13 protein-coding genes and 2 pseudogenes are annotated in these 17,674 nt (G+C 42.6%); 7 read left to right on the forward strand and 8 right to left on the reverse strand.

The window, feature by feature from the left end:
- Positions 1–2: 2 nt before the first annotated feature.
- Genes RWM02_RS00510 through RWM02_RS00530 form a run of 5 tightly spaced genes read right to left on the reverse strand, consistent with a single transcriptional unit; the run spans position 3 to position 3,406 of the window.
- Positions 3–326 (reverse strand): DMT family transporter, encoded by a 324-nt coding sequence (locus RWM02_RS00510; protein WP_314068319.1) that lies wholly within the window; start codon positions 324–326, stop codon positions 3–5.
- A complete protein-coding gene (locus tag RWM02_RS00515) occupies positions 323–652 on the reverse strand; it encodes a DMT family transporter (protein WP_107811629.1) in 330 nt (109 codons plus the stop codon). Before RWM02_RS00515 ends, RWM02_RS00510 begins: the two co-directional genes overlap by 4 nt.
- A complete protein-coding gene (gene kdsA / locus RWM02_RS00520) occupies positions 642–1,448 on the reverse strand; it encodes a 3-deoxy-8-phosphooctulonate synthase (protein ID WP_314068324.1) in 807 nt (268 codons plus the stop codon). The genes RWM02_RS00515 and kdsA overlap by 11 nt, the downstream gene beginning before the upstream one ends.
- 9 nt (positions 1,449–1,457) lie before the next feature.
- Positions 1,458–2,507, reverse strand: coding sequence for a hypothetical protein (locus RWM02_RS00525; RefSeq protein ID WP_314068326.1), 1,050 nt, complete (start codon positions 2,505–2,507; stop codon positions 1,458–1,460).
- A gap of 5 nt (positions 2,508–2,512) precedes the next feature.
- Positions 2,513–3,406: a DMT family transporter gene (locus RWM02_RS00530; protein WP_314068329.1), complete on the reverse strand. Its 894-nt coding sequence runs from the start codon at positions 3,404–3,406 to the stop codon at positions 2,513–2,515.
- Between the two features lie 1,431 nt (positions 3,407–4,837).
- On the opposite strand from RWM02_RS00530, the pseudogene RWM02_RS10535 reads away from it, so the two are divergent.
- From RWM02_RS10535 to RWM02_RS00555, 5 genes and pseudogenes are all read left to right on the forward strand, one after another.
- Positions 4,838–5,332: pseudogene (locus RWM02_RS10535) on the forward strand (methyl-accepting chemotaxis protein); the annotation flags it as partial.
- A 130-nt stretch (positions 5,333–5,462) separates the two neighbouring features.
- Positions 5,463–6,866: a ribosome biogenesis GTPase Der gene (gene der / locus RWM02_RS00540; RefSeq protein ID WP_314068338.1), complete on the forward strand. Its 1,404-nt coding sequence runs from the start codon at positions 5,463–5,465 to the stop codon at positions 6,864–6,866.
- Positions 6,859–7,362, forward strand: coding sequence for a shikimate kinase (locus RWM02_RS00545; protein ID WP_314068341.1), 504 nt, complete (start codon positions 6,859–6,861; stop codon positions 7,360–7,362). The genes der and RWM02_RS00545 overlap by 8 nt, the downstream gene beginning before the upstream one ends.
- A 423-nt stretch (positions 7,363–7,785) precedes the next feature.
- Positions 7,786–8,751: a tryptophan--tRNA ligase gene (trpS, locus tag RWM02_RS00550; RefSeq protein ID WP_314068345.1), complete on the forward strand. Its 966-nt coding sequence runs from the start codon at positions 7,786–7,788 to the stop codon at positions 8,749–8,751.
- Positions 8,752–8,766: 15 nt separating this feature from the next.
- Positions 8,767–9,207 carry a copper resistance protein CopD gene (locus RWM02_RS00555; RefSeq protein WP_122861990.1) on the forward strand — a complete coding sequence of 147 codons (441 nt, stop codon included), beginning with the start codon at positions 8,767–8,769 and terminating at the stop codon, positions 9,205–9,207.
- Positions 9,208–9,236: 29 nt separating this feature from the next.
- Here RWM02_RS00555 and RWM02_RS00560 read toward each other — a convergent pair whose 3' ends face one another.
- From RWM02_RS00560 to RWM02_RS10640, 3 genes and pseudogenes are all read right to left on the reverse strand, one after another.
- On the reverse strand, positions 9,237–9,530 hold the full coding sequence (locus RWM02_RS00560; RefSeq protein ID WP_314068434.1) for a restriction endonuclease: 294 nt from the start codon (positions 9,528–9,530) through the stop codon (positions 9,237–9,239).
- Between the two features lie 3 nt (positions 9,531–9,533).
- The gene (locus tag RWM02_RS00565) at positions 9,534–11,996 is read right to left on the reverse strand and encodes a type III restriction-modification system endonuclease (RefSeq protein ID WP_314068349.1); all 2,463 of its coding nucleotides are present in this window, start codon (positions 11,994–11,996) and stop codon (positions 9,534–9,536) included.
- A 1-nt stretch (position 11,997) separates the two neighbouring features.
- A pseudogene (locus tag RWM02_RS10640) lies at positions 11,998–13,903 on the reverse strand (site-specific DNA-methyltransferase).
- Positions 13,904–13,989: 86 nt separating this feature from the next.
- Here RWM02_RS10640 and serS point away from each other — a divergent pair.
- Together serS and RWM02_RS00585 are read left to right on the forward strand one after the other, a co-directional pair.
- Positions 13,990–15,234: a serine--tRNA ligase gene (gene serS, locus RWM02_RS00580; protein WP_314068353.1), complete on the forward strand. Its 1,245-nt coding sequence runs from the start codon at positions 13,990–13,992 to the stop codon at positions 15,232–15,234.
- Positions 15,234–17,624 (forward strand): tetratricopeptide repeat protein, encoded by a 2,391-nt coding sequence (locus RWM02_RS00585; protein WP_314068356.1) that lies wholly within the window; start codon positions 15,234–15,236, stop codon positions 17,622–17,624. The genes serS and RWM02_RS00585 overlap by 1 nt, the downstream gene beginning before the upstream one ends.
- The last annotated feature ends 50 nt before the right edge of the window (positions 17,625–17,674 follow it).

The raw sequence follows: 17,674 nt of genomic DNA on the forward strand, positions 1-17,674 counted from the left end.
CCTTAGATTATTTTTAACATTATCGCGCTTAGCGTTATTAGCGATAGATAAAACGCCTTTTGCGCGCTCATTTTTTCTTTATCGAATACTATCCCGACGCCCACGGCTCCGACCGCTCCCATACCCGTCCAGATCGCGTACGCCACCGACATCGGCATCGCCTGCATCGCGTAGCTCAAAAGCCAAAGAGAAATGGCGAAATTTGCGACCAAAATCAAAAAATTCGCCGCCTTTTTCACGCCGAAGCTTTTTTGAAATTTGGTTAGAAAAAACACGCCCGAGACCTCGCAGCACCCGGCCGCCAAAAGAGCTAAAACGTGCGTCAAGATTTTAGCCTCTTTAGCCCCAGTACGCCCGCGATCAGCGTCGCTATGAAAAATAGCCGCAATAAATCGGGCGTCTGACCGCTCGCGCGAAATTCGCTCACGATCTCGGCGATCACCACAAAAAACGCTCCAAGCCCGACAAACACGGTATACGTGATGCTAATAGGCAGGTATTTCATAGCGATTATAAACGACGTAAAGCTAACGCAAACGAGCATCGCAGTTAGCGCGATCTCCGGCGCGCTCGATGCGTGTTTTAGCCCGTACGCCCAGCCGCACTCGGCGACCGCGCCGCCTAGCACCCACAAAAAGCCCTTAGTTTGCATCGCCTAGGGCGTCTTTTATCTTAAAAATTTGAGCGATATTTGCGTCCAGCTCGTCCAAATTTAGCATATTCGGTCCGTCGCAAAGCGCCTCGCAAGGATTTACGTGCGTCTCGTAAAAAAATCCGTCCACGCCCGCAGCCGCCGCAGCTCGCGCTAGATACGGCACGAATCTCGCGTCACCGCCGCTTTTCTCACCCAAAGCCGACGGCATCTGCACGCTGTGCGTCGCGTCGAAAATCACGGGCGCAAATTCTCTCATCAGCACCAAATTTCTCATATCTACGACTAAATTTCCGTAGCCAAAGGTGCTTCCTCGCTCTGTTAGCCACACTCCGTTTTGTTTAGCAACCTCGTATCCCTCGCCGCTAATGCCCCTTGCTTCTAGCACTTTTTTGACCGAGTGCTTCATCGCAGAGGCTGCTAAAAACTGTCCTTTTTTGATGTTTACCACAGCTTTTGTCTTGGCCGCAGCCACGAGCAAATCGGTCTGGCGGCACAAAAACGCGGGGATTTGCAGCACGTCGGCTACTTCGCCTACGGGCGCGGCCTGGTAGCTCTCGTGGATATCGGTTAAAATTTTAAAGCCAAATTCCTTTTTTACCTTGGCTAAAATTTCGCACCCTTTTTCAAGTCCGGGCCCACGAAACGAGCTTATACTCGTGCGATTTGCCTTGTCAAAGCTTGATTTGAAATAAAAATCTATCCGCTTATCTTCGTTAAATTTAACTAGCCTTTTTGCCACGTCAAAAACGAGCTGCTCGCTTTCTATGACGCAAGGCCCTGCTATTAGTATCATATTTCTCCTTTATTTATCTCTATATTTTTTGATCCAGTCGATTAGGTAGGGTCTATCATCGTTTGCCGCCCCTTCATACCAATCATTACAAAGTTTATAATATACACCATTTATGAATACAGGATCCACATAATATCGCCTCGTATCATATTCATTGTTCGCTATTACAAGCGCAGGGTAATTTAATCCAAGACTATCCTTACTATATCTTTCGCTTTGAAGCCTGTTTATCTCGTCGGCATCTACTTTACCGCTTTCCAAAATTTCCCTCATAATTATTCGTGCTATTTGCCCTACTTTTAACTCGGCGTAATCGTCTTGATTATTTTTGATATTAACGCAGTCTTTAGAAAGTTGGTAGTTATGTATACCTACTTTCAGCTTTTGTTTTTCTATGTTTTTCGTATCTTTTAGGCTTTTTTTATCAAACAAGGATAGCATCTGGTAAGAACGCATAAAAAGCTCCGCCGTATCGGCCACATTACCACTTACCTCCAAAATAGGTTCTAAAACCAAATTTGAAAAATCGCTATTTGCTATTATTCTAAAGTCAAATTCAAACCCCATCTCTTGCATTATGTTGTTTATATCAACAAAACAAGGGCGCAAGGCATCTAAAATTTGTCTATTTATTTTAGGGGATACAAAGATAATTTCTGCTTTTTTAACACCAAAATATCCATAAATACACATGGCGGTTCTAAGACATTTTTTTACTACTCTAGCTACCGTCTCATCAAGACCGCCGTAGTTTAGTCCGGACTCATGAAAGGCAACATCAACCGCATAAATTTCATTTATACCATCATTGGCGCAAATACCCAAAGCATCACATTCAGCCTGTTGTAAAATCTGTTTTAAAGAGGTATTTTGCTTGTAAATTTTATATCCGTATTTATTAGAAAAAAAACCATCTGTTTTCGACATAATTTTTTCTAGTTCGTCCGAAAATTTTAGTTCCCATTTTGGAGAAATTTTCCAATTAGTTTGCACTATTTGACACTCTTTGACATGGCGAAGCCAGGAGTAAAATAAAGATTCGCCTATTTCTATTTTCATAAAATTTATCTCTCCCTTGCTACGATTATTCCGCTGATAACGACCAGCATTATACCAAAAAACGCCGCCGCATTAGGTAGCGTATCGCCCATAAAAAAGCCCACTACTAGCGAAAACACGACGTCCATGTAGCTTATCGCGGCGACTGAGCCTGCCTTTTTGCTCGCCGCATACGCCTTCGTCATATAAAGCTGGAAAAAATAGCCCGCAAGCCCCATCAGCACGATTAAGATTACGCCTTTAAAATTCGGCGCCACAAAAGGCGAAAGCAAAAAATCTAAAGGCTCAAATTTGACCCACTCCGCAACGCCCATCAAAAGCATCGGCAGAGCCGTTCCCCACGCCATAAAGCTAAGCACGATGACGCTCGTATCGTAGCTTTTTCGCAGAGTTCTGACGCTAAGCATCGCAAGCGCCGCCCCTACGCCGCTCCAAAGCCCCAGCCAGTCGGTTTTGCTGATGCCTAAATTTGGCTGGATGATAAAAAGTATGCCGATAAAGCCTAGAAATATCGCGCCCCAGCCCTTTTTGCTAAGCGCTTCTTTTAAGAAAATCGCCGCAAAAATCGCCGTGAAAATGGGGCTGGTTTTTTGAAAAGTATAAGCCGCGCCCAAATTTATATGAGCGATGTTGTAAAAAAGAGCAAAAAGCGCGATCGTGCCAATAAATCCGCGAAACATCAGCACAAAAAGCTGCCCGCCCTTTTGGTGCGTCGGCGGCCTTTTGTAAATAGCGTAAAGCACGATAGCAAGGCCGACGGCATTTCTAAAAAATACGACCTCGATACTAGACATCTGCTCGCTCAAAACTTTCGCAAAGCCTCCGACGGCGGCAAAAAACATACACGCGATGATCATATAATAAGCGCCCAAATGGTGCAAAACGTATCTACGAAACAAAATTTTCCTTTGAATTTAAAACAAGCATTTTAATAAAAAATGACTTAAAATTTGTCTACTTAAGTGTTATTTTATGTTATAAATTGTATAAACCGATTTCAAATATGTAAGGTTGGTTTTATATTTATATAAAATTTATCTTTTAAAGTCACAAAAAAGGAAGTTTTTATGGGCGAATTTGTATCTAAATTATTTAGATCTAAAAAATTTCAAATGTTTTTAGTCGTTTTATGTATAGTTTTAATGCCTGCGCTCGGTATTATTTTTATCAACATCCAAAGTATCTCAAGCCAGCTAGAAAATGCTTCAGTCAGACAACTAAACTCATACAAGCTAGCAGATGAGCTCAGACAAAGCTCCGACGATCTAACGAAGCTTGTGAGATCATACGTGGCGACGGCTGGGAAAAATCCTGGCTTTGAGGAGCAATATAACGCCATTTTGGATATCAGAAACGGCAAAAGTCCACGTCCGGAGGAATATAGCAGAATTTATTGGGACTTTGTCGCAGGCGGGATCAAAAAGCCAAGACCGGACTCAAATATAAAAATCGCGCTAAAAGATCTGATGAAACAAGAGGGCTTTACGGAAGCCGAGTTTAAAAAAATAGAAGAGACAGAAGCAAGATCAAACGTTCTTGTAAATCTTGAGGTAAAAGCTTTTGATATGATCAAAAATTTAAACAAAGCCGAGCCTGAAAAAAGGGATGAAATTTTAAAAACGGCACTCGATCTGGTTAACGGCAAGGACTATCACGACCAAAAAGCCTACATCATGAAGCCGCTTGACGAATTTTTCGTTTTGGTTTCGGACAGAACGCACAATGAAGTAAAAAATCTACATGAAAGCTTAATCCTGCAGCAAAATATCTTTAAAATTTTGCTCGGTATTACTATATTTTGCTCCATCATCTTATCAATCGTAAATAGCAAAGTGATACAAGGAATTTTAGGCGCAAAACCAGCTCAAATAGAAAACGTCATATCAGAAATTTCAAATGGAAATTTAGCCGTCGATATCAAAACAGACAGTCCAAAAAGCGCAATGGGTCTTTTGCAAGCCGTCGCGCAAAATTTAAGAAATTTAATCAGCGAAGCAAAGCAACTCTCTCGCGAAAACTCCTCGACTGCATACGAGCTAAGCTCGACATCGCTGATCGCAGGCCAAAATGCCGAAAAAACATCTCAAATAGTTGACGAAGCAGCCCAAAAAGCAAATCAGATAAAAGATCAGCTTTTAGATTTTATAGAAGAGGCCAAAAAAGGCGCAGGCGATATGAAACAAGCAAGCACCGTCATCGAGAGCGCAAATAAAGCCATATCAGATCTCACATTAAAGATAGAAAACAGCGTAGAATCAGAGCTTGGTCTGTCGGATAAAATTTCAAGACTTAGCGGCGAGGCCGAGCAAGTCAAAAACGTACTCTCCGTGATAAACGACATAGCAGATCAGACAAATTTACTAGCCCTAAACGCCGCTATCGAAGCCGCACGCGCAGGCGAGCACGGCAGGGGATTTGCGGTGGTCGCAGACGAGGTTAGAAAACTAGCCGAAAGGACGCAAAAAAGCCTAGTCGAGATAAATGCGACGATAAATATAATCGTTCAAGGAATAAATCAGGCTAGCGAGCAAATGCATATCAACTCAGCTCAGATAAAAGATCTAAATTTGGTAGCGGACGACGTAAAAGACAAGATCGCCATACTAGCCGATAGTATGCATCAAGCCATAAATTTATCCGATAAAAACGTAAGCGACTATGTAAAAACAGGCGAAAACGTAACTGAAATTTTAAACAATACAAATAACATAAACGCCATCTCTTCTCAAAATGCAAAAAGCATCGAGGAGATAGCGGCAGCCGCCGAACATCTAAGCAAAATGACCGAAACTCTAAACAACAGTCTAGACAAATTTAAGGTTTAACTTCAAATTTTACTCCAAAAGCTCTTTGACGAAAGATCAAAGAGCTTTGCATTATGCTATTTTAAGCCGCATTTTATACTTTGTATAAGTGAAAAATTTGTATAATCAGGCATCATAAAAAGGACAAATTTTGCAAAAGATAATTTTAGTCGGCAAGCCAAACGTCGGCAAAAGCTCGCTCTTTAATCGCCTAGCCGGCAGACGTATAGCTATCACCAGCGACGTCAGCGGCACGACGCGAGATACAAACAAAACGATTATAGAAATCTACGACAAAAGCTGCGTTTTGATCGACAGCGGCGGACTGGACGATAGTAGCGAGCTTTTTAAAAATGTCAAGGCAAAAACCCTAGCCGAAGCTAGAAGCTCGGACGCCATAATCTTTATGGTCGACGGCAAAATGATGCCTAGCGACGAGGATAAAGCCCTATACTACGCGCTTTTAAAGCTAAATTTACCGACCGCGCTCGTAATCAACAAAATAGACAGCAAAAAAGACGAGCTGCGAAGCTACGAGTTTGCAAATTTCGGTGCAAAAACGAGCTTTGCTATCTCGGTCAGCCACAACGCGGGCATAGACGAGCTGGCAGACTGGATCTATAAACAGCTAAAAGACGAGATCAGACCCGACGACGGCGAAGATCTGGACGAGTTTTTGGAAAATTTCGGCGACGACGGCGAGGTGGTTAGGGAGATATCGGCTCGCGAGGATTATGAACGCAAAAATATCCAAGTAGGCATCATCGGACGCGTAAACGTCGGCAAAAGCTCGCTTCTAAACGCGCTCGTAAAAGAATCTCGCGCGGTCGTGAGCGACATAGCCGGCACGACGATAGATCCGGTAAACGAGACTTTCCTTTATGAGGATAGGATTTTTGAGTTCGTCGATACAGCGGGCATCAGAAAACGAGGCAAGATAGAAGGCATCGAAAGATACGCGCTAAACCGCACCGAGTCCGCGCTCGAGCTAGCCGACATCGCGCTTTTGGTGCTTGATAGCTCCGAACCGCTAACCGAGCTTGACGAGCGTATCGCGGGCCTTGCGGCCAAATTTGAGCTCGGCGTCATAATCGTGCTAAACAAATGGGACAAAAGCGAGGAAGATTTTGATAAATTTAGCCGCGAGATCAGGGATAAATTTAAATTTCTCGCCTACGCGCCGATCATCAGCGTTTCGGCTCTGGGCGGCAAAAGGGTGCATAAAATTTACCCGCTTATTTTAGAAGTTTATAAAAACTACACGCAAAAAATCCAAACCGCAAGGCTAAACGAAGCTATCGAAGAGGCTGTAAAAGCACACCCGATACCGCGCGAAAAGGGCAAAAGCGTGAAAATTTACTACGCGGTGCAGTTTGGTTTCGCACCGCCTAAGATCGCGCTAGTGATGAACCGTCCGCGCGCCCTGCACTTTAGCTACAAACGCTACCTAACAAACAAACTGCGCGAGAAATTCGAGCTATCGGGCACTCCAATCGTGCTGATACCTAAAAATCGCAGCGGCTCGGACGAGGAAAACAAGGGAAAAAGTGAGTAAAAATTTAGTTTTTATCGGCTTTATGGGTGTCGGCAAAGGTACGGTAGCAAGGCATATCGCGAAAAAAACGGGCAAGCTGTTTTTAGACACCGACGAGCTGATCGAAAGCGAGCAAAATTTAAAAGTCCGAGAAATTTTCGAGACTAAGGGCGAGGAGTATTTTAGAAAATGCGAGGCAAAACTCGCTAAAAAGCTATCTAAAAACGTAAAATCCTCGGTGATCGCGGCAGGCGGCGGCTTTGCAAAGGTTAAAGGCCTTAAAAAAATCGGCAAAATCATCTATCTAAAATCAAGTTTCGAGGCGATTTTAAAACGAATAGATAAAAGCGGCGAAGCGCAGATGCACTACGCCAAACGCCCGCTTTTAAAGGATTTAAACGCGGCTAAAAAGCTTTTTAGCGAGAGAAAAAAAATGTATAAAAGCGTCGCCGATCTCACAATCGACGTCGAAGGCAAAGGGCTAGAGCAAGTCGCGAAAGAGATTTTAGAAAAATAAAAAAGGATTAAGTAAAATTTGGGTTGAAATTTGAGCGTAAATTTTAAAATTTGCGGCTTTAAATTTCTTTTTTAAATTTGAGCGGTTTAAATTTAATGCGATTAGCGTTTGACCGTATCGGCGTGAAAATTCGGCGCGGTTCGTATCGCTGAAATTTGAGCGGTAAACGTCAAATTTTAAGCGAGTTAAAAATTTGAGTTCAAATTTGATGGATTTCAAAAGTTTAATGCAACAAAAATAAGCGGCAATATTGTCAAATAGCCGTGCAAATTTTATAAAAACAAAAATAAGGCGCGATATTTTTTCGCTAGACGCGGCAGATTTTGCTTTGCGAATGAGGCGCACTTGCCGTGCATCGCAGTGAAGCGAAGCAAAATCTAACAAAGTAAAGCGGAAAAAGATAAGCCGCAAAAAGGATAAAATTTGAGAGTACTAACAGGTTTGCAACCAAGCGGCAAACTACACCTAGGCAACTACTTCGCCTCGATCAAACAAATGGTTGAGGCGCAGGGGCAAAGCGAGATGTTTATGTTTATCGCAAACTACCACGCCATGACCTCGGTCGCCGACGCGGGAAAACTAAAACAAAATACCTATGAGGCGGCGAGTGCGTTTTTGTCGCTAGGTATCGATCCGCAAAAGAGCGTATTTTGGGTGCAAAGCGACGTCAAAGAGGTTTTAGAGCTCTACTGGATACTGAGCCAATACACGCCTATGGGCCTGCTCGAGCGCGCACACAGCTACAAGGACAAGGTCGCAAAGGGTCTAACATCGCATCACGGGCTTTTTAGCTATCCGGTTTTGATGGCGGCCGATATCCTGCTATACGGCGCGCAGGTCGTGCCCGTGGGCAAGGATCAGATCCAGCACGTCGAGATCGCGCGCGACATCGCGATCAAATTTAACAACGAGCACGGCGACATCTTCGTCCTGCCGGAGTACAAAGTCGATGAAAACGTCGCTACTGTGCCCGGAACAGACGGCGCGAAAATGAGCAAAAGCTACGGCAACACGATAGATATTTTCGCCGGCGCCAAAGAGCTAAAAAAGCAAATCTCAAGCATCGTGACGACATCTGAGCCGCTTGAAGCGCCTAAGCAGTGGCAAAATTGCAACGTCTATAATATCGCTAAATTATTCCTAGACGAGGACGGACAAAAATCCCTGCAAGCGCGGTACGAGCGAGGCGGCGAAGGACACGGACACTTTAAGATGTATCTAAACGAGCTGGTTTGGGACTATTTTGCGGACGCGAGAGGCAAATTTGATTATTATCTAAATCACGCAGGCGAAGTGGATGAAATTTTAAACGAAGGCGCGAAAAAAGCGCGAGCCGTCGCAGCGCCGATAATGGAAAAAATACGCGCCGCAACCGGCATATACAAATAAATTTAAAGGAAAAAAGTGCAAGCAATCTACCCTTACGCGCAGCTTATTCACCTGATCTGCGCTATTATTTTCGTTGGATTTTTATTTTTCGACGTGATTATTTTTTCAAGGGCTAAAAAGAAACTGCCCGCGGAAATAGCGCAAAAAGCGCAACAGGCTATCTCAAGCGTCGCGATAAAGATCATGCCGCTTTGCGTGCTGATTTTGATTTTAACGGGCGGCATGATGATGAGCAGCTGGGTCGGCTCGAAGGCTGGCGGATATTTCGCGTCAAATTTACAAACCGCCTTGATGATAAAGGTTGTTTTGGCGATGCTGATATTTGCGGCCGTAGCGACCAATCTCACGTGCAAATTTATACTAAAGCGCCCTAGCCCGTTAGGCAATATTCATCCGTTTGCATTTGCGGCGGCCGCAGTCGTCGTGATACTTGCTAAAGTTATGTTTATGGTGTAAATTTAGAGGCTATCTTTATAGCCTCTATCCTATAAATACCGCTTGATAATCTCCAAAATTTCATCATTCTCAAACTGCGTTTCAAATCTCACATCAAAACCGCCTCTACTAAATAGTTCTTGTGCATGCTTAATCTTTTGTTTTTCGCTTAAAGCAAGCTCCTCTTTGGGCTTATTTTTGGTTTCGATGATAAAATTTAGCTTACTTTTACCGTTTTTTTGATTGATTATATAAGCAAAATCGGGCGAGTATGTGCCGCCGCCTGCTACCGGGATTTTTATAGAGTTTTTAGGAATTTTAGTAAAAACTACTACGTCCGTTATTTCTTAAGCTATATTTTCTCTCTCAAGCTCGGAATCAAAAAATATTTCATCAAACAAATACTCCCTAGTAGCTTTGCCTGCGATACTTTGCACTCCAAGATCGCTAGAACTCACTTCTTTTATATTACCGTTTTTATCGGTAAATTTCGTAGGATGGACGCTACTTTTTATATTTTTATACGAAATACTAAATTTACTTAGTGCATTTTCGAGCAAATAACGGTTAAATTCGCTCTTAACGGCATAAACAGTCGAAAGATTTAAATACTCCTTTATATCTATCGCCCCCTTACATCTTATAAATGCTTGATGTAACGTATCTATCCGCATACTCGTCTCATCGCTTAACTTTATTAAAAATTCTTTATAGCTCAGCGTATTTATAGGCTCTATTTTATCTTCTACGCTACTTATATTTACGACACACATACCGCTTTTCGTTGCTTTTACGCCGAATTTTCGCACTTCAAGTCCGCTTGGTTTAAATATCTCTTTTCTGGCGAATAAAAAATCGCTAAAAATTTTGCGGAACTCTTCCTCGTTTTTTATGTCGTATTCTAGGATTGCTCGCTCATTTAGCCTCTCCCAAAGCTCTTTTAGCTCAGCAAACATAGCGGGTCTTATCTTTATACCCTTTTTCCTATCTTCGACGTTTCTTATCTTTTGCGATAAATTTCCGTTTCGTATCGGATAAATCTCTTTAAATTTTTCATATCCGCCTTCTAAAAATTTACCGTTCTCGTCGCACGCTCCAACCTCAACTAAACTACTTAGAATTTTGAGCTTACTAATATTAAATTTTTGCTTTACTCTTTCGTATATTTCTTCGGTAAGCTCCTCTTTATTTACTTCGACTTCAGCATCTTTATTTATCTCGTTTATCAGGCTATTTGCGAAGTCCTTTTCGCTAAAATCGACGATATAATTAAGCATAAATTTATCGTCCTTGACGCGAGACATATACTCGTTTACAGGCAGTCTTAGTCCGCGCCCTACTTCTTGCAGCTTACTCGTATTCGAACCGCTGCTTCGTAGCTTGCAAATACTAAAGACGTTCGGATTATCCCAGCCTTCGCGCAAAGTCCATTTCGAAAATATAAAACGCCTAGTGTTTTCTAAGCTTAGCAAACTCTCCTTATCGCGCAAAATTTCATTTATCTCTTTTTGAATCTCTTCATCCTTATCGCTATTATCTTTCGAGAAATATCCGCCGTGAGTTAAAGATATATCTTCAAGCGATTTTTTTAGATAATCTTTATAAAATCCAGGCTCTTCTTCTTTATAAATTTGCTCCATTTTTGCTTTTATCAGCGTTTCAAATTCGGTCCTAAACGCTCCGTCCTTTTCGCGGTAGCTCTCTATATCGTTTATAAAAAATAACGCAAGCGGTTTTATGCGAGGCGATCGCTTCATCATCTCGCGCTCGTTTTTAAAGTGCGCATCTACGGCCGTTTGCAACATCTTTTGTTGAAGCGTTTGCGAGTAGCTAAAAGGATTTATCGCGTCGCCTCTTTTCATCTCTACGCCGTTATTTAATAACGCCGTTTTCGTATTTATCTTTTCTATCTTTATACCGCTTAAATTTTCGTCTATGGAACCCAAATCGTTATCTCTCGCAAGATCGTAAAATTTACTTTTCCTATCGATTTTATATTCGAATTTGGCGATCGCTCCGTCCGTCGACACCAGTCTCACGCTCGCGTCAGCCGCCTCGTCGAATTTGGCCACGTAAACCTCAACGCCCTTTACCAGATCCGCATTAAAAGCATCAAGCGCGTTTAGCTCGTAAATTTTATTTTCGAATTTGCTAAAAGTAGCTCCGTATCTAAAAACGAGTTGCGCGTTAAATTTCTCCAAATTTTCCCACGTTTTATTCTCTTTATCGAATTTATGCGGTTCGTCTATTACCAAGATAGGTCTTGTATGCGAGATAACTTCAAATGGTTTTGAAAATGCATCAAAAAGAGTCGCGTCAAATTCTTTTTCCATAGTTTTAGAATTTATCATACCTTGATTTATTACAAGTACGTGTACGGCATTATTCTCACTCGCTCTTGCAAATTCGCTTATAGCGCTTGGCATACGTTCTTTTTTATCTTTTCGGCTTGTGCTTTCGACTAAATATATTTTGATATTTTTAGAGTAAATATCTCTAAAATGCTCTCTAGTAGTATCGGAGTTTAAAAAACTCATCGTTCCGGCCTTTATAGAAAGCGTCGGCACCGCGATTATAAATTTAAAAACGCCTGCGATTTTATTTAGCTCAAACATCATTTTCGTAAACGTATACGTTTTGCCGGTGCCGGTTTGCATGCAGATATCAAAAATTTTATCTTTGCTTTCTATTAGCGGATTTTGCTCCGCGTTTAGGTTCGTTTTTATCTCGCGCCCGATTAAAGCTTTTATTACCGCATTTATCGCTTCGTTTTGATGAGGCAAGTCTCTTTCGTAGTTAAATCCGGCCATCTTAGTGCCTTACGATTAAGCTTATTTGCAAATTCTTTTTATTTGCGTAATTTTCAATAGCTTCGTCTAATTCGCGCCACCTCGAGCTTTCGAAATTCGGCTCGTAAATCACTATCTTCTCAGGCGCAAATTCCTCATCGCTATCTATCTTCTCGATTAATGCTTTTAAATTTTTACTGCTAAAATTCGTATTTATAAGATAAAGCTTTTTATTGCCGTAATATGCCTCGTATCCGTCTAAATTTAAGCTTTTTAACTCGTCCGTTAATTTTATACCGTCATAAGCTGCAAACGTAGTTAAAAGCGCTATAAGATCGTCTTTTGAAAGCTCGTTTGTAGAAAATAAATTCGGTTCTTTCGTACCAAAGTCGCCGTCTAAGTCTTCGTCTAAATACGATTTTAAAAGTGGGACGATCGAAAAGATTTTAAATTTAAGCCGCGCGTCGTCTCGAGAGAGAGAGAGAGAGAGACTGCGCTGCGCGCAAGATACGCTCTTTCGTGATGTCAAAGATAGTCGGATTTTTACTTTTTAGCTCGTTTTTACAAAAATCGTAAGCCATTTTGCTCTTTTTCTCATCTATTTTTTCATCAAGCTGGACTAATATAAATTTACGGTTGCCGCTGTCTTCTAAATTTTGAGCCATTACGGCGTGAGCGGTAGTGCCGGAACCAGCAAAGAAGTCTAGAATGATGTCGTCATAATCAGTACCAACTTGCATTAATTTTTTAAGTAAGTTCGTAGGTTTTGGAGTATCAAAAACTTTTTTGTTATTAAATAAATTTTGTATTTCCTTTGTGGCATCTGTAGTAGTTCCAAAATCTGTAAACATAGTTCTAGTTTTTATAATTTTTTCTTTTTCTATTTCATCAAAATATATAATCTCGTACGGAGTCAGGCGGCCTCTAGAATTTTTCTGCCAAAAAATATGATCTTTATCCAAATTTTCAGGTTTTTTTCGCCATCGTCTATCTTCGCCATTTGGCACTATAGGGTAAAAATCATTGCCATTTGGATCTTTTATAGGATATTAAAGCGTTGGTGCTTCAATTCTCAAAGCACCGGCACCCCATTTTTCCAATTTTATAATATTGGCTTTTTTATTATTAATTGTTTTATTAAAGTCATCTTCGGTAAATTCTTCTGTTTCATCGTAAATTCGCCAATCTTTTTTCTTGTAGCATAAAATATATTCGTGTTCTTTTGAAAAATCTTGGCTATCTTGTGAGCCACCTTTTTTCTTTTGCCATATTAAGTTGGCAACAAAATTCTCCTCCCCAAAAATTTCATCGCATAAAATTTTAAGTTGTGCCTGTTCGTTATCGTCGATACTTATAAATATCACGCCGTCTTCGCGGAGTAGCTCCCTAGCGATATAAAGACGCGGATAGATAAAACTTAACCACGCAGAGTGCGAGTTTGAGCCTTTTGCGGTAAATTCAAGCACGCGTTTAGCCTCATCCTCAGAGATGCCGGCAAGCTTTGCAAGCTCATCGGCGCTAAATTTTCTATCGTCGCTATATACGAACCCATCGCTACCCGTGTTATAAGGCGGATCGATGTAAATCATTTTAATACTCTCAAAATAAGCGTTTTTAAGGTGTTTTAGCACTTCGAGATTATCGCCCTTTATGAGTAAATTTTGGGCGTCTTTGTTTTTAGCGTTATGAGCGATATCGGGCATTAGAAGCGTTTTGGGATTTAAATTCGCCGTTAATCTCGCATAAGATTTGCCTAAAAATCTTAACTCAAAACCCTCCTTTTTGATATTTTCCGAGCCTAAAATTCGGCTTAACGTTTCTAAGTCGAATTTGCCGCTTTTATCAAAACATTGCGGGAAATTTCGTTTTAAAACAGCGAGCGACTCGCTGTTTGCCGAGATATCTTTATCGTCGAAAATGTTTTGCACCTGCATCTTTCCTCCTTTTAAGTTTTAGTCAAAATTATACTAACATTCGCTAAAATACGCCATAAATTCAACGAGGACGAAATAAAATGATAAATCTAAGACTACTTGAAAGCAACTACGACGAGTTCGTAAAAAAATTGCAAGGAAAAAACGTAAAGCCCGAGATTTTAAACGAGCTTTTGACGACCTTTAACGAACTAAAAGCCAAACGCCAAGCGCTAGAAAATTTCCAAGCGATCCAAAACGCTAAGAGCAAGGAACTGGGCATAAAGGCTAGAAACGGCGAGAACACCGACGAGCTAAAAAACGAGCTAAATTTGAACAAAGCCGCGATGGGCGATGCCGCCGATATCGTGCGCGCATACGAGGAAAAGCTAGAAAACATCGCAAGCTGCGTGCCTAATATCACCGACGACGACGTGCCGTTTGGCGCCGATGAGGACGACAACGTATGCGTAAAAACGGTACTGGAGCCGACTAAATTTGACTTCGCGCCGAAGGAACACTACGAACTTGGCGAGAGCTTAGGCTGGCTTGATTTCGAGCGCGGAGTTAAGCTTTCAGGCTCGCGCTTTTGCGTGCTAAAGGGCATGGGGGCGCGCCTATCAAGAGCTCTGGTTAACTACATGATCGACTTTAACAACGCGCGCGGCTTCGAGCTGGTTAACGTACCGTTTTTGGTAAACGCAAACACGCTTTACGGCACCGGACAGCTGCCTAAATTTGAAGACGATCTATACAAAGCTCAGGGCGAGGATTTGTATCTGATCCCTACTAGCGAAGTGCCGGTGACGAATCTTTACAACGACGAAATTTTACCCGTAGAGAGCTTACCGATAAAGATGACTTGTTACTCAGCGTGCTTTCGCAAAGAAGCGGGCTCCGCAGGACGCGACACGCGCGGCATGATACGCCAACATCAGTTTGAAAAGGTCGAGCTCGTAGCTATCACGACTCCCGAGCAAAGCGCGCAGATGCTAGACGAGATGGTAGCGTGCGCCAGCGACTTGCTAACGAGCCTTGGGCTGCCGCACCGCCATATGTTGCTTTGTAGCGGAGATCTGGGCTTTAGCGCGGCAAAGACGATAGACCTCGAGGTCTGGCTGCCTGGACAAAACAAATACCGCGAGATAAGCTCGGTATCAAATACCCGCGACTTCCAAGCTCGCAGAGCTAAAATCCGCTACAAAGACGGCAAGAAAAACGCTCTGGTAAACACCCTAAACGGCTCGAGCCTAGCCGTAGGCAGAACGCTCATAGCGATAATGGAAAACTACCAAAAAGCAGACGGCAGCATCGATATCCCGGAAGTTCTTAAAAGGTATATGTAGTGGCGCAAAACGACGACGAAAACGTAGTAATCCTCGAAGAGGCCGATTTTGATCAAGACGAAGAAACGGAATCGCTAGACGAGCAAGAAGACGGCGACGGCGACGGTCTGGTCTCGCTTGACGAGCTAGAGCCCGTAGCCGTCGAACAGCTCGTAGACGCGCGAGAAGAGGCTAAAAAAAGCAAGAAAAAGCTTTTTATCTTCGGCGGAGCGGCGGGTGCGTTCGTCATTATACTGGCCATAGTTTTGTTTTTCGTTTTTAGAGGCGAGAAAAAGCCGCCGATAGATGAAAAACAGATCGTAAAAGACATCGAGGAACACTACGAGTCGCAAAAATTCGGCAGCTCAAAGATCGACGACATGATCGCTAAGGCAAATTTGCTCTACGAAAAAGGCAATAAATTTGAAGCGCTGAAAATCTACGAAAACATCGCCGTTTACAACCAAAGCCTCTCAAACTACAATCTGGGCGTCTCGCAGATGAGGCAAGGTAAATTTGAAGATGCGTTAGCGAGCTTTAAAAAAGCGATCGCAAACGATGAAAACGTCGCCGTTAGCGCCATAAATGCCGCGGTTAGCTCGCTGGAGCTAAAAAACGAGCAAAATTTCGACTACTATATAAATCTCGCAAACTCGTTTTTGTACAAGGAGGCGGGCACTCCGCTATACAACTACTACTACGCCCTCATAAACTACTATAAAGGCCAGTACGTCGAAGCTCTAGCGGCTCTCTCGCACGCCGAAAACGGCTACTATAAAGACCGATACGACTACCTCGCGGCTAAAATTTTAAGCTTTATCGGCGACGATACCGAAGCGATAAAAAAACTCGAAGCACAAAAAGAATTTAACGCAGATCTGGCGCTTGGCATGCTTTACGCGAGGCTCGGGCAATATGAAAGAGCCAGAAATAGGCTAAATTTAGCACTAAAAAGAGACGGCGACTCAAATAAAATCAACGCGATGATAGCCATCATAAACCTAAAAGACGGCAAATTTGAGGCTGCGACCGACGAGATAAAGGCCGTATTTCACGAGGATCCGTTGTTTTTAAACACGAATTTCCCGATCAAAACGATACTAAAACCCGAGCTTTTCGACGTAAATTTAGCTCAAGCGCACTTTAGAAACGACCTATTTTTCGATAAAACTAAACGCTACGAGACGCTGTTTTACTTCGCGCCTTACAAGGTTTTTGACCCAAACCAAACGATAAACTACATAAGAAAAGGCGGCGTGAGCCTGTTTTTGGACGACGCAAGCGCAGCGGGCAACTACCTAAACGCTAGCGGTGCGCTCTCAAAGGTAAATTTAGAGCTCTCATCAGCCATCGCAAACGCCCTAAATTACAAGCTAAAGCAGGCCAACGCACAGCTTGCCTCGCTCATCTCGTTCTATCCCGAGCACTCGGTTTTACACTACGACCTAGCTCTTAGCTACGCTCAGCTGGGCAACTTTAGCATGGCGGCGAAGCACTTTATCACGAGCTATCACTTAGATCCGACAAATCACATAGCGGGCGTGCTGGGCGCTATCGCAAACGATATAAACGCAGTGGATAATACCAAACTACTACAAGAAATTTCAGAAAATCTCGACCACGACTCTAGCTCGAAAGACGCGTCCATTAGCCAGGCTCTGATGGCGCTCATCGCAAATAATAGCGGCGCTTTAATGCGTTGGCTAGAAGAAGATAAGGAGGAGAGTGCGCTAAATTTAGCCTTTGACGCGATAATCGCAAAGATGACCGACAAGGGCGCAGAGTTTGCTAAAAAGACGCAAATTTTAAAGGCCAAGCTACCTGAAGATATCGTAGCGAACATTCTTGATTTTATCGCAAACTATAAAGATGAAGGCATCAAAAAATACGTCGAGCAAATCCAAATTTACTTCCACAACAAACAGCTAAACGACGCGGCGTTTTATCACGGCGCAAACATCATCAAAGAGCAATACATCAAGCTTTTGCAAATCTCGGGCCTACTAAACTACGAACGCCAGAAGTTAAAAGCGCTACTAAAACAAGGCGCCGATAACGCCGACTTGCTCCAGACGCTAGCTTATATCGACATTTTCACGAACGATTTTGAGGAGAGCTATCAGATCTACAACCGCATAATCGACGAATTTAAGATAAACGACGCTGGCACGCTGTTTCTAGCGGCCGTAGCCGCCATCGGCTCAAATCACCCGCAAAACGCAACCGCGCTTTTGGAGCTATCTAAACTCACCGATCCAAACGCGATGGAAAGCCGCGTGGCGCTCGGGCACCTATACCAAGAGATCGATAATATCGAAGCTGCGACGATACAATACGGGCTGATAAAAGATCCGAATTTTAAAAGTAAATTCGTTGATTTTATGATTGATTACGAGAAGCTGAAAAAGTAGTTTTATGCGGGCGATACGGCGATAAATTCGTCGCAAAGTCGCCCGAATAA

This window comes from Campylobacter showae (assembly GCF_963515975.1).
Classification (GTDB): Bacteria; Campylobacterota; Campylobacteria; order Campylobacterales; family Campylobacteraceae; genus Campylobacter_A; species Campylobacter_A showae_F.

Coding starts and splice junctions, on each gene's coding strand:
- kdsA (WP_314068324.1), bottom strand. CDS start 1,448: ATGATACTAATAGCAGGGCCTTGCGTCATAGAAAGCGAGCAGCTCGTT.
- RWM02_RS00515 (WP_107811629.1), bottom strand. CDS start 652: ATGCAAACTAAGGGCTTTTTGTGGGTGCTAGGCGGCGCGGTCGCCGAG.
- serS (WP_314068353.1), top strand. CDS start 13,990: ATGATAAATCTAAGACTACTTGAAAGCAACTACGACGAGTTCGTAAAA.
- RWM02_RS00565 (WP_314068349.1), bottom strand. CDS start 11,996: ATGGCCGGATTTAACTACGAAAGAGACTTGCCTCATCAAAACGAAGCG.
- RWM02_RS00525 (WP_314068326.1), bottom strand. CDS start 2,507: ATGAAAATAGAAATAGGCGAATCTTTATTTTACTCCTGGCTTCGCCAT.